Genomic DNA, 12,391 nt, shown 5'->3' on the forward strand with positions numbered 1-12,391 from the left:
GGACGCCGGTCGATCACAATGCATTGGTTGGAGGGGTGAAGAAGCGGCGCGCCGTTTCTCCTGAGCCACTAACGAAAAAGGGCGCCGCGTGCGGCGGCGCCCTTCTCCCAGCCGGAGTTGCTTGGAGCGTACGAGATACGTCGATCTCACCGGGCCTTTCCGGCCGGCTGATTACAGCCGGCCGGAAAGTGCTTTAGTGCGTCAGGGCCGGCTGACCGGCGGTGACGGGGATCGCGCGGGGCTTCTTCTCCTCCGGGATCTCACGCTGCAGCTCGATCGTCAGCAGGCCGTTGGCGAGCTTCGCACCGATGACTTTCACGTGGTCGGCGAGCTGGAAGCGGCGCTCGAAGTTGCGCCCGGCGATGCCGCGATAGAGGTACTGCTTGTCCTCGGGGGCGTTCGCCGTCTGGCCGGTGACCAGGAGCTCGTTCTCCTTCTGGGTCACGTTGAGCTCGGCCTCGGCGAAGCCGGCCACGGCCATCACGATCCTGTAGGCGTTGTCGCCAGCCTTTTCGATATTGTACGGCGGATAGCCGTTGGAGCCGTTTTGGCTCGCCACCGAATCGAGCAGATCGAAGACCCGGTCGAAGCCAACGGTGGCACGATAGAACGGGGAATAGTCGAACGTACGCATTGATCATCCTCCAATGAGCGATGGTTTTGACGTCGCCCGCCCCAGGATGGGCACGGGTGACAGCAGGCTATTTGGGGTGGGCAGCCGGATCGTCAAGGGGGCGGGAAAACCGTCGGGAGAGGAAAATTTCCTTCCCTCGGGGTCGCGCAGCAAGAAATGCCCCGGCGCGGAAAACCTTCGGAAATTCAAGTCATGGCGAATGTGTCAAACATCGCCAGATCGAGAAGGCCAGATCGAAGAGGATCAGGGACAGGCCCCATGTCGCAACTCCTGGAACGCTACGCCGTCACGCGGCCCTGGCTTCTCGCCCTCAGCCAGGCGGCGGCAATGCTCGGTTTCAACATCCTGCTGCGCGCTGCCGTGTCGTGAGACATCTTCCGCTGTTCTTCGATCTCGACGCTCGCCGCGTCGTCGTGGTGGGGCAGGGCCCGGCCGCCGACCGCCGCGCCGCGCTGGCGCGTTCCGCCGGAGCCGAGGTCGAGCGCCTCGACGCGGCGCTCGACGATGTCGAGGCGTATCGGGGTGCAGCGGCCACCTTCATTGCAACCGGCGATGCCGAGGCCGATGCGATGGCGGCGCGCGCCGCCCGCGCGGCCGCCGTGCCGGTGAACGTCGCCGACCGTCCGGCGCTCAGCGATTTCATCATGCCGGCGATCGTCGACCGCGACGAGGTCGTGGTCGCGATCTCGACCGGCGGCGCCGCGCCCGTCCTGGCGACCGTGCTGCGCCAGCGCATCGAGGCGATCCTGCCCGAGCGGCTGGGCGCGCTGGCCCGTCTCTCCCGGTCGTTCCGTGCCCAGGTCGGTGCCCTGATCGCCGAGCCGACGCGCCGCCGTGCCTTGTGGCGCCGGCTGGTCGACGGACCGGCGGCGCGCCTGGTGCTGGCCGGTGACGACGCCGGCGCCCGTCGCGTCGTGCTGGGAGAGCTCGCCGCCGCGCGCCGTCATGCGACGACGACGGGCATCGCCCATATCGTCGGTGCCGGCCCGGGCGATCCTGATCTTCTCACCCTGCGCGCCGCCCAGCTCCTGCAGGAGGCCGACGCCATCCTGCACGACGACCTGGTGCCGCCGGCCATCCTGGCGCGGGCGCGGCGCGACGCCGAGTTCATCGCCGTCGGCAAGCGCAAGGGCCGCATGCGCTGGACCCAGGCCGAGATCGACGCCGAGCTGGTGCGTCGCGTGCGCGCCGGCCAGACGGTCGTCCGTTTGAAGGCCGGCGACCCGTTGGTGTTTGGCCGCGGCGGCGAGGAGGTCGAGGCGCTGCGCCGAGCCGGCCTGCCGGTCGCCATCGTTCCCGGCATCACCGCTGCCCTGGGCTGCGCCGCCTCGGCGGGCATTCCGCTCACCCATCGCCGCCTGGCGTCCGCCGTTACCTTCGTCACCGCCCATCGCGCCGATGGACAGGCCAGTGGGCAGCAGGACGAAAGCTGGCCGGCGCTGGCCGCGCAGGGCCATACGCTCGCCATCTACATGGGCACCACGGAGGCTGCTTCCGTGCGCGACCGTCTCCTGGGCGCCGGCGCCTCCCCAAGCACGCCGGTCGCCATCGTCGAGAACGGCACGCGACCCGACGAGCGGGTCAGCGTCGGCCCGCTCATCGAGCTAGCGCGGCTCGCCGTCCCCCGCAACTCCCGCGGCGACGCCGGCCCAATCCTCATCATTGTCGGCGAGGTCGCGGCTCTCGCGACCGCCGCCGAGCAACCCCTTCTCGCAGAGGCATCCTGATGGCGAAGAACCTCAACGGCGACCTTTCGATCGCCTCGGCAAACCGGCTGGTCGACGGCGTGGTGGTGTTCCTCGACGATGCCGGCCAATGGACGGAGCGTTTCAACCGTGCCGCCTTGGCGCGCGGCGAGCGGGCCGGCGAGATCCTGCTCGAGCGGGCGCGCGCCGAGGCGTTCGGCGTGATCGATCCGTACCTCGTGGCCGTGGTGGAGGACGACGACGGCACGCTCCAGCCGCTGTCGCTGCGCGAGCGCATCCGCGCCTCGGGCCTCACCTTCGACGCCATCGCCGCCGACGCCGTGCGCTATGCCTGACACCCATTTCTATCGTTACGACAGCTACGACCGCACGCTGGTCGCCGAACGGGTCGAGCAGTTTCGCGACCAGGTTCGGCGTCGCTTGGCCGGCGAGCTCACCGAGGAGCAGTTCAAGCCACTGCGCCTCACCAACGGGCTCTATCTGCAGCTGCACGCCTACATGCTGCGGATCGCCATCCCTTACGGCACGCTGAGCAGCCGCCAGCTGCGCAAGCTGGCCGACATCGCGCGCAAGTACGACCGTGGCTACGGCCACTTCACGACGCGGCAGAACCTGCAGCTCAACTGGATCAAGCTCGAGGACGCGCCCGACGCGCTGGCCGAGCTGGCCGAGGTCGACATGCACGCCATGCAGACCAGCGGCAACGTGATCCGCAACGTCACGGCGGACCATTTCGCCGGCGCGGCGATCGACGAGATCGAGGATCCGCGCATCTGGTGCGAGATCGTGCGCCAGTGGTCGACACTGCATCCCGAGTTCAGCTTCCTGCCGCGCAAGTTCAAGATCGCCGTCACCGGCTCGCCCAACGACCGCGCGGCGGTGCGGGTGCACGACATCGGCCTGCGCCTGTGGCGCAACCCGGCGGGCGAGGTCGGCTTCGAGGTGATCGTGGGCGGCGGCCTCGGCCGCACGCCGATGATCGGCAAGACCGTGCGCGAGTTCCTGCCGCGTAACGAGCTGCTCGCCTATCTGGAGGCGGTGCTGCGCGTCTACAATCGCTATGGCCGGCGCGACAACCTCTACAAGGCGCGCATAAAGATCCTGGTGCACGAGATCGGCGTCGAGAAGATGCGCGAGGAGGTCGAGGCCGAGTACGCGGCAGCCCAGGGTGGGCCGCTCGGTCTGCCGAACGAGACGATCGAGGCGATCGCCCGCCAGTTCGCGCCGCCCGACCTGCCCGAGCGGCCGGCCATCGTGCCCGTCGTCGAGGCGCTGAAGCTTGAGGACCGCGACTTTGCGCTGTGGCTCAAGGCCAACGTCTCGCCCCATCGCGAGCCCGGCTATGCCATCGTGACGGCGTCGCTGAAGCCCGCCGGCGCGCCGCCGGGTGATGCCAGCGCAGCCCAGATGGAGGGCATCGCCGACGTCGCGGACGCCTACGCCAAGGGCGAGATCCGGGTGAGCCACGAGCAGAACCTGGTGTTTCCGCATGTCGCCATAGCCGACCTGCCGGCGGTGTGGCGCGCGCTCGCTACGCTGGGCTTCGCCGAGGCCAACGTCGGCAAGATCACCGACATCATCGCCTGCCCGGGGCTCGACTACTGCGCGCTCGCCAACGCGCGCTCGATCACGGTGGCGCAGCGCATCTCCAACCACTTCGCCGAGCTGGCGCGCCAGCACGAGATCGGCGATCTGAAGATCAAGATCTCGGGCTGCATTAATGCCTGCGGCCACCACCATGTCGGCCACATCGGCATCCTCGGTGTCGACAAGAACGGCGTCGAGCTCTACCAGATCAGCCTCGGCGGCGACGTCGATTTCGGCAAGACGGCGCTGGGCGCGATCCTCGGCCCGGCGGTCACCGCCGACAAGGTGGTCGAGGCAGTCGATTCCCTGGTCGCCACCTATCTCGACTCGCGCGAGTCGGGCGAGCGCTTCGTCGACACCTACCGGCGCATCGGCGCCCAACCTTTCAAGGATCGGGTCTATGGTACTGTTCACTGAAGCGGCGACGCCGTCCATTCTGATTGCCCTGCCGTACGCCGACTGGCGGCAACGCCCGCAATGGCCGGCGGTCGCGCTCGCCAACACCGACCCGGTCGAGGAGCTGGCGCCGTACGTCGGCGAGCTGCGCCTGATCGCGCTGCATTTCCCCAAATTCAGCGATGGTCGCGCCTACAGTCAGGCCCGCCTGCTGCGCGGCCGGCTGGGCTACGAAGGCGAGCTGCGCGCCACCGGCAACGTCTTGCAGGACCAGCTGCCCTTCATGCTGCGCTGCGGTTTCGATTCCTTCGAGAGTGAGCAGAAGGGCTTCGGCGAGGCCTTGGCCAAGGCGCGCACGCTGTTCAGCGTGGTCTACCAGCCGGCCGAGGACGGCCGTGCCACGGCAGCGTTGCTGCGCCGCACACAAGACCGGGCGGCGCTGTAGCCCTCGCCTGGGTTGAATTGACCTGAACGGGCGTTCATTCTGCTTCCTGAAGAACAGGAAGAGCAGGAGGAACGCCGTGGCCAGTGGACATCAAGTCGAGACACGCAATACGGCGCAGTTCCGTCACGACTACGCCAGCGACCAGGCCGACCTGCGCCGGCTCTACGAGCAGGCCAAGATCGACCAATGGAATGCGTCCCGCGACATCGACTGGTCGGTGCCGCTCGAGGGCGACGGCGGGCTGATCTCCGACGATCTCGTCGACATCCACGGCACCCGGTTCTGGGACGCGCTGTCCGAGGACGATCGTATCGAGCTCAACCGGCGGGTCAGCCGCTGGCGTCTGTCGACGCTGGTCCAGGGCGAGCATGGCGCGATGCTGCTGTGCAGCCAGCTCGTCGAGAACGTCCAAGGCCAGGACGCCAAGCTGTTCCAGGCCACGCAGGTGGCCGACGAGGCACGGCACAACGAGGTGCTGCAGCGCTACCTCGACCTGCGTCTCGGCGGCGAGACCTATCCGGTCGGCGGCAATGTGCGCGAGATCTTCGACACGCTGCTCGGCACCTCGTCGTGGCATCTGAAGACGATTGGCCTGCAGCTCGTCGCCGAGACCTTCGCCGTCTCGCTGTTCCGCATGCTGGCGGAATCGTCCAAGGATGCGGTGTTGCGCCAGGTCTGCCGGCGCATCCTGCAGGACGAGGCACGCCACATGGGCTTCGCCATGCTGTCGCTGCCCGCCATCGTCGACGAGGCAACCGAGGCCGAGCATCGCGAAATGGAGGACTTCGCAGTGTGGGCGCTGAGCCGCACGCTGGGTGGCATCTTCCCGCTGGCGGCCTATCAGGAGATGGGCTTCAACAAGGCCGAGGTCGACGAGATCAAGCGGTTCCGCCGCGAGCGCGCCGCCGGCGGCGACGAGACGGCTTTCCGCAAGTACTTCCGGCGCGACCTGCATGGCGGGCTGGTCCGCAACCTGCGCAAGGTCGGGCTGCTGACCGAACGCATCGCGCCCAACCTGCAATCGTTCGGCATCAGCCTCGCGGCTGCGTGACGTTCTTGCGTTCCTCCCCCCGTCATACGACCGTCATACGGGGGAGGTGCCCCCGAAGGGGGCCGAGGGAGAAGGCCTCAGACGAGGACCATGAGATTCCGATGTCGGAATCAAGGACATCTCGAAGTGTGGCTTCCTCCGGCCCCGCATGACGGGGCACCTCCCCCGGTTACGGGACGGTTACGGGAGAGGGTTTCGAGAATGTGTCCACTCCGCAGCCGTGTGGCGGGGGGAGGAACTGGGAAAGTGTCCTCGCCAGGCAGCTTCGCTCGAGGAAGACATGCCTGCCGCCCGCCTTGCGATCGAGGCGACGTGCAGGCACCATCGGCACCTTGGCGAGGAGGGGAGGCAAGTCTTGGCAACTGAACGGAAGAGCGTATTGCAGCGGTTCGAGGAGCGTCTGGCCAAGATCGAGGAGGGAGTGTTCCACGGGCCTGCCCACTGGCATCTGTTCCATCTGCACAAGACCCTCGACGCCTTGGAGAACGACCACGCGCTGGCCGACATGCATCTCGACGAATACGATCGCATCGCCTTGGCCAAGGAGTTTCCCGAGCTCGAAACGGACAAGATCCCGACCGTCGACGAGATCAGGAGCCGCTTCGACATGGTGTCCGGCGGATCGCTCTGAGCCGCCGAAGCGATCCGGCCAAGGCCATCGGGATCGTGTAATCAAGGGGCCGGGTTGCCGGTCCGCACATGCTGGCGGTCGCATGGGTATCTCGTGTGCCGAGCGATGGATGACGATGTCTACAAGGCTCTGACGCCGGATCTCTACAGGACGAATCTCTTCCGCATCCTGAGCTTGCCGGTGACCGCGGCCGCCCGCGACGTGCAGCGGCGTGAGGCGCGCCGCGCGCTGGAAGCGAAGCTCGGGCTGCCGACATCGCCGGCCGGCGGCGGACTCTTGGCCCTCAGTGCGCCGCCGACCCATGACGAGGTTCGCGGGGCGCTGGCCCGCCTGCACGCGCCGCTCGACCGGTTCCACGCCGAGCTCTTCTGGTTCTGGCCCCTGGAGGAGGGACCGGATCCGGGGCTTGGCGCCGTCGAGGAAGGCCGTCTGGCCGATGCCGCGGCGATCTGGGGCCGCAAGACCGATCCGCCGGAGCGGCGTGCGGCGGCGCGTCACAACCTGGCGGTCTTCGATCATCTCTTCGCGCTCGATCGCGAGCAGGCGCTGGCCGCGGGCACGGCGGATGCGAAGCCGCGAGCCGAGCTCGATGCGCTATGGCAACGCGCCCTCGGCCAGTGGGCCGACATCCATGCCGATCCGGCATTCTGGCAGGTGGTGTCGCGCCGCGCCGCCGCCTTGAACGACGCCAAGGTGTCGCCTGGTCTGGTCGCCGGGATTCGCGATTCGTTGCCGACCGGCTTGCTGCACATCCATGCGCGGCTCGCCTTCGCCGCCGCCGAGCGGTCGAACAGTGTCGACGTGACGCGGCATCTGCAGTTGCTCAAATCGGCGAGGTTCGATGCGACTGCGCGGCAAGCCGCCCTGCGGCAGGCCCTGGCGCTGTGGGAGGGCCAGATCGTAGAGGCCATCGATCGCGCCAGGACGACCTGGCGCGCGGCACCTCATCGTGCCAACGCGAATGTCCGGTCGATATACGAAGATTGCGGCCGCTTGGTCGCTATCGTCGATGCAGTCGTCGACAACATCTCCCATCCCTTGCGGTCGATGGATGGCGGCCTGTTCGCCGACATGCGCAACGGGCTGCACGACAGGATCGCGGAAGCGATGCTCGAGGGTCAGACGACCTTCACGGCCAAGGTCGACGACTGGGGTGAGAGCACCCAGCTGCTCGAGCTGGCTCGCAAGATGGCCGCGGGAGATGCCCTAAAGGTCCTGCTGGACGACAACCTGAACACGGTTCGCGAGAACGCGAAGATCGGCAGCGAATGGTGCGCGCCCGGCTACTGGGATCTGCCGGATGCCACGATCGCCACGCTGGAGGAGGCGCGCGGGCTGATGCAGCGCCGAGACTACGAGGGTTCCCTGACGGTGTTGAGCGCGCTCCCGTTGTCCATCGAACGACCGCTTCGGCGGGCGGCCTCCCATTGCCTCACGGCGTGGGGTGTCCAGATCTTCAACGCGGCGCTCCGCGAGTTCCGCCAGGAGCCGCCCATCCGGCGCAGGTTGATCGACAGGTTTGCCGCCGACCGCTCGCCACTGCATCGCTTTCCCGACAACGAGCTGCCGGACTTCATGAAGCCGCCCTGCCCAAGCTGCGGCAGCCAGGCGTACGATCGCTGGTCCCAATTCAAGGTCCGCGACATCGCGGTGTGGCTGTGCGGAGACTGTGCCGAGACGCTCGACGAGGAGATCGAGGGCAAACGCAACATCTTTCGCCGCGAGTTGGCCTTGGCCCTGGAGCGCCAGATGCTGGCCGACGAGCTCTATCCGAACGATCCGAGAGCGAAGCTCAATCTCGGCATTCTCGAGCAGCATGCGCGCGAGGTGCAATGCGCTCTGCCCGGCACCTCCTCGCTCAGGGCCCGGTTCCATCGCAACGAGCGCTTCATCCCGGTCACGCTTGCGGCGGGTCCCGAGAATTCCCTTTGCCACTATTGTGGCGCGGCGCCGCCATCGCCCGACTGCATCATCCAGTTGCCGATGTGCGGTGACGTCGAGAACGAGCAGAGACTTTTTGGCGAGAGCACTACTGTCAGGACAGCCATGATTGTCGTTCCGCGGTGCGTGAGCTGCCGCGACGCGCATCGCGCCCTCGCCGGTCGGCGGGAGCAATGGCGCGAGAGGCGGGAGCAGGTATCGCAGGCGGCAACGTCAGGGTTCGGAGGCAAGGCAAGGCTCGCGGCCGGCGTCGTGGCGGCGCTGGCCTGGGCCGGCGCTGCTTTTGGCGTGCAAGCCGTCTTCACCGACGCCGGCTTGGTCCCACCGGTTGCGGTCGGGCTTCTTGCCGGAGCGGGAGCGGGCGCGGCGACGATCATCGGATTGAAACGGCGCGCGGTGGCCAGGGCGCAGGCGGCGATGCAAGAATTCGTCGCCGCGACACCTGAGCCGATGCTTGCGCCGGGAATCGAGCCCGAGGAAGCCTACCTGGACTTCGGCACCGTCCGGGAATTGCGTGGAAAAGGGTGGAGCTTCGGGCATGCCTATGCACCGGAACAGGCTGCCTCCGGGCAAGCGACGGGCCTGGTATCAGGCGGAGGGGGCATGCCTTCTTGGGCCGCGGGCGTCCCGCCCGCTCACGATCATGAACGGGCGGGACACCCGCGGTCGGCATGAGCATGACCCCTCTGGCCCGTATGACGGGGCATCTTCCCAGCGAAGCTGGGGAGGAGAACGAAAGGCGTGCCCATATGCGAATGCCCTGCTTTGCCTGGAGGCCCGATGGCCAAGACTAGCAAGCGTCAGCCGCGCAAGAACGCACCCAAGTCCCGTTCGCTCGACGACGCGCCAGGCGCGCGGCCTGTGAAGACCACGCCGAGCGAGCGACGACGCAAGCTCGACCCCGAGCCCGCCGCCGTCGCGGCCACAGCTGCGCCTGATCGGCCGGCGTCGGCGAGCGATGGGCGCGAATCGTCAAGTGAGTATCCGATCCACGAGGAGGTTGGGCACCCGATCCGCGAGGAGGTGGTGACCGAGCTTGCCAACTGCCTTTGGTACCTGAAGACCAGGTACTTCAAGCGGCAATGGCTCGATGAGGAGAATGCCGATCCAGATGCGCGAACCCGCCACGCGCTCGGCCGTCTTGATCGCGCCATCAGGGCGCTCGATAAAGTGGGTATCAGGCTGGTCGATCCCACCGGCACGCGCTATCCCCCTGGCGGCGAGGCAATGATGACACCCCTTCAGTTCGAGCCTACCGCGGGAATATCGACGGACACGGTTTCGCAGACGGCCAGGCCGATGGTGTTCAGAGGCAGTCGCCTCATCCAGCGCGGCGAGGTTTTTGTGTCGGTGCCTTTACGACACGAGGTCCCGCCGGACGACGGCAAATCTCGGGAATGAGCCTGCCCGACAGGCTATGACCAGCGATATCAAGGAACTGGGAGCGCCGAATGCGCCGGACCACGATCGATTTCGGCATTGATCTCGGCACCACGAACAGCTCGATCGCCGTTGCCGACGGCCAGGATGCGAAGGTCATCCCGAACAAGCTGGGCGCGGGCATCACCCCCTCGGCCGTCTGGATCGACAGGCGCGGCAATCTGCATGTCGGCGAGGAGGCCAAGCGGCGAGCGTTGGATGACGATCCGTACAACGCCGCGGTGGAGTTCAAGCTGCGCATGGGAATGAGCGGCGAAGGAATCGAGAAGCATTTCGTCGCCAGCGACCGCCTGTTCTCGCCCGAAGCGCTTTCGGCGGAGGTCCTCAAGAGTCTTCGGACCGACGTGCGCACGGCAACGGGCGAGGATGTCCGGGCGGCGGTCATCACGGTGCCGGCGGCTTTCGAGCAGCCGGCAACGGCGGCGACGCAGTCGGCCGCGATTCTGGCCGGCATCACCCGCTGCCCGCTGCTGCTCGAGCCCGTCGCGGCCGCACTTGCCTACGGGTTCCAGAGCGAGCGGGAGAACGTCTACTGGCTGGTCTACGATTTCGGCGGCGGCACGTTCGACGCGGCGATAATGCGCATTCGCGACGGCCTGATCCACGTCGAGAACCACGATGGCGACAATCAGCTGGGCGGCAAGCTGCTCGATTGGGACATCGTCACCGAACGGCTGCTCCCGGTGGCGCTCGAGCAGTTCGATCTGCCCGATTTTCGCCGGGGGAATCCGCGTTGGGAGAGCGCCTTCGGGCGCCTCAAGCTGATTGCCGAGCGCGGCAAGATCGATGTCTGCCGGACGCGGGCGCCGGTGGAGATCGCGTTCGACAATTGGTGCACCGACGCGCGCGGGCGCAGCATCGATTTCGCCTGCACGCTGACGCCCGGGGATATTGCCAGCCTCACCCGACCGTATGTGCGGCGCACCCTCAATCTTTGCCGCAAGACGCTTCGCGGCGCAGGCCTGGATGCGCGGGCGATCGAGCGGATCCTGCTGGTGGGTGGATCGACGCTAAATCCCTGGATCCGGGAGGCCATCCAGGCGGAGCTCGGCTGCCCGGTCGACCACAGCATCGATCCGGTCACCGTGGTGGCCCGCGGCGCCGCGATATTCGCCAGCACCGTGGAGCTCGCGGCTTCGAAGGACATGCTGCAGGCTCCCGGCGGCAGCTGGGCGGCGGACACGTGGCTGGTCCAGACCGAGCACAATCCGGTCGGCAACCAGCGGGATCCCGACATCGGCGGCAGGATCGTGGCGCCGGCGGGCCGGGACTCGACGGGATTCACGCTGGAGTTCGTGGATGCTGATACCAAGTGGCGCTCCGGCCGGATCACGCTGGGCGGCAGCGGCGTTTTCATGACCCAGCTCTATGCCGTCACCACCGGCCGGCACACCTACGAGATCGAGCTTTGCGATCCCACGGGGACGCCGGTCGCGACCGAGCCGCGGTCGCTTGCCTATACCTACATGCTCAATCTGCCGAATGCGCAGCCGGCGAGCCAGACCATCGGGGTGGGGCTGAGCAACGGCAACGTGGCGGTCTACGTGAAGAAGGGCGACAGCCTGCCGTTTTCCAAGGCGATGGATCACATCACGACCAAGACGCTGCGCGCCGGGCGGCGCGACGATGTCCTGCGCATTCCCTTGCTCGAGGGTGAGTACACGCGGGCCGTTCGCAACCATGGAATTGGCGCGATCGAGATCACGGGCGCCGATCTCGAGCGCGATCTGCCGGCGGGCAGCATCGTCGAGGTTTCGGTCAAGATGGACGAATCGCAGCAGATCCGCGTCCACGCCTATGTCCGCGTGTTCGAGATCGACTTCGACGTCGTCTTCACGCCGGTCTCCGAACGTCAATCGCTGGAGCGGCTGGTGCGCGAGGCCACCGGGTTGCGCGAGCGATTGTCGACGGCCCGGGTGGAGGCGACGCGAATCCAGACGCCCTCCACCCTCGAGGTTCTTCGCCGCATCGACGAGGAGGATTTGCTGGAAACCATCCGCAAGCTGACCGAAGCCGCGGCCAACGACCCCGATTCGCTGGGAATGCTCGATCGCCGGCTGCGCGAGCTCGCGGCCCTGGTCGATCTGCTGGAAGACGGCCTGAGATTTCCCAAGCTGGTGGACCGAGCGCGCGGCGTCCGCGCGGACGCGGAAAAGATCGTCGAGCAGAGCGGCAAGGAGAGCGACCGGCAGCTGCTGAAGTCTCTCGAGGTCGAGTTTCAGAAGGCCATGGAGCTGCAGAACGCCGATATGCTCCGGCGAAACATCCAGGAGTACGAGGCGCTGTGGTGGACGGTGCGCGATCGCGATCCGGCCGTGCACCTGGCGCGCTTCGACTACTGCCTGGCGCGCCGCGACGAGCTCACCGATCCGATTCTCGCCGAACGCCTGATCGAGCAGGGGCAGCGCGCGGCGCGCAGCAACGACGTCGAGACGCTGAAGTACGTGAACCGGCAGCTCCTGCCTCTGCTGCGGTCGCAACCGACCCCGGACGACGTCGGCAGGCACTTCAACATCGGCGATACGGTCACGAGCTACTACATGACATGAGGATCATGTTC

At 67.2% G+C, this 12,391-nt stretch carries 10 protein-coding genes; 9 read left to right on the forward strand and 1 reads right to left on the reverse strand.

Going from position 1 to position 12,391, the window contains the following annotated elements:
- Positions 1 to 193: 193 nt before the first annotated feature.
- Complete coding sequence (locus AB7O82_RS13955; RefSeq protein ID WP_428545174.1) at positions 194 to 634, reverse strand: Hsp20 family protein; 441 nt, start codon at positions 632 to 634, stop codon at positions 194 to 196.
- 365 nt (positions 635 to 999) lie between these two features.
- Between AB7O82_RS13955 and cysG the strand changes: the two genes are divergently transcribed.
- The 9 genes from cysG (at position 1,000) to AB7O82_RS14000 (ending at position 12,380) form a co-directional block, all read left to right on the forward strand.
- A complete protein-coding gene (cysG, locus tag AB7O82_RS13960; protein WP_428545171.1) occupies positions 1,000 to 2,361 on the forward strand; it encodes a siroheme synthase CysG in 1,362 nt (453 codons plus the stop codon).
- Positions 2,361 to 2,675, forward strand: coding sequence for a DUF2849 domain-containing protein (locus AB7O82_RS13965; protein WP_428545168.1), 315 nt, complete (start codon positions 2,361 to 2,363; stop codon positions 2,673 to 2,675). The genes cysG and AB7O82_RS13965 overlap by 1 nt, the downstream gene beginning before the upstream one ends.
- A complete protein-coding gene (locus AB7O82_RS13970; protein ID WP_428545165.1) occupies positions 2,668 to 4,344 on the forward strand; it encodes a nitrite/sulfite reductase in 1,677 nt (558 codons plus the stop codon). Before AB7O82_RS13965 ends, AB7O82_RS13970 begins: the two co-directional genes overlap by 8 nt.
- Entirely contained in the window at positions 4,328 to 4,768 is a 441-nt protein-coding gene (locus AB7O82_RS13975) for a DUF934 domain-containing protein (RefSeq protein WP_428545162.1), read from the forward strand. The genes AB7O82_RS13970 and AB7O82_RS13975 overlap by 17 nt, the downstream gene beginning before the upstream one ends.
- 76 nt (positions 4,769 to 4,844) lie before the next feature.
- Positions 4,845 to 5,819, forward strand: coding sequence for a ferritin-like domain-containing protein (locus AB7O82_RS13980; protein WP_428545159.1), 975 nt, complete (start codon positions 4,845 to 4,847; stop codon positions 5,817 to 5,819).
- Positions 5,820 to 6,174: 355 nt separating this feature from the next.
- Complete coding sequence (locus tag AB7O82_RS13985; protein WP_428619601.1) at positions 6,175 to 6,450, forward strand: hypothetical protein; 276 nt, start codon at positions 6,175 to 6,177, stop codon at positions 6,448 to 6,450.
- Positions 6,451 to 6,555: 105 nt separating this feature from the next.
- Positions 6,556 to 9,066, forward strand: coding sequence for a hypothetical protein (locus AB7O82_RS13990; protein ID WP_428619604.1), 2,511 nt, complete (start codon positions 6,556 to 6,558; stop codon positions 9,064 to 9,066).
- 186 nt (positions 9,067 to 9,252) lie between these two features.
- Positions 9,253 to 9,792, forward strand: coding sequence for a hypothetical protein (locus AB7O82_RS13995; RefSeq protein WP_428619605.1), 540 nt, complete (start codon positions 9,253 to 9,255; stop codon positions 9,790 to 9,792).
- Positions 9,793 to 9,842: 50 nt separating this feature from the next.
- On the forward strand, positions 9,843 to 12,380 hold the full coding sequence (locus AB7O82_RS14000) for an Hsp70 family protein (RefSeq protein ID WP_428619607.1): 2,538 nt from the start codon (positions 9,843 to 9,845) through the stop codon (positions 12,378 to 12,380).
- Positions 12,381 to 12,391 lie beyond the last annotated feature (11 nt).

It is taken from the genome of Reyranella sp. (assembly GCF_050185545.1).
GTDB lineage: Bacteria > Pseudomonadota > Alphaproteobacteria > Reyranellales > Reyranellaceae > Reyranella.

Coding starts and splice junctions, on each gene's coding strand:
- AB7O82_RS14000 (WP_428619607.1), top strand. CDS start 9,843: ATGCGCCGGACCACGATCGATTTCGGCATTGATCTCGGCACCACGAAC.
- AB7O82_RS13990 (WP_428619604.1), top strand. CDS start 6,556: ATGGATGACGATGTCTACAAGGCTCTGACGCCGGATCTCTACAGGACG.
- AB7O82_RS13975 (WP_428545162.1), top strand. CDS start 4,328: ATGGTACTGTTCACTGAAGCGGCGACGCCGTCCATTCTGATTGCCCTG.
- AB7O82_RS13970 (WP_428545165.1), top strand. CDS start 2,668: ATGCCTGACACCCATTTCTATCGTTACGACAGCTACGACCGCACGCTG.
- AB7O82_RS13965 (WP_428545168.1), top strand. CDS start 2,361: ATGGCGAAGAACCTCAACGGCGACCTTTCGATCGCCTCGGCAAACCGG.
- AB7O82_RS13955 (WP_428545174.1), bottom strand. CDS start 634: ATGCGTACGTTCGACTATTCCCCGTTCTATCGTGCCACCGTTGGCTTC.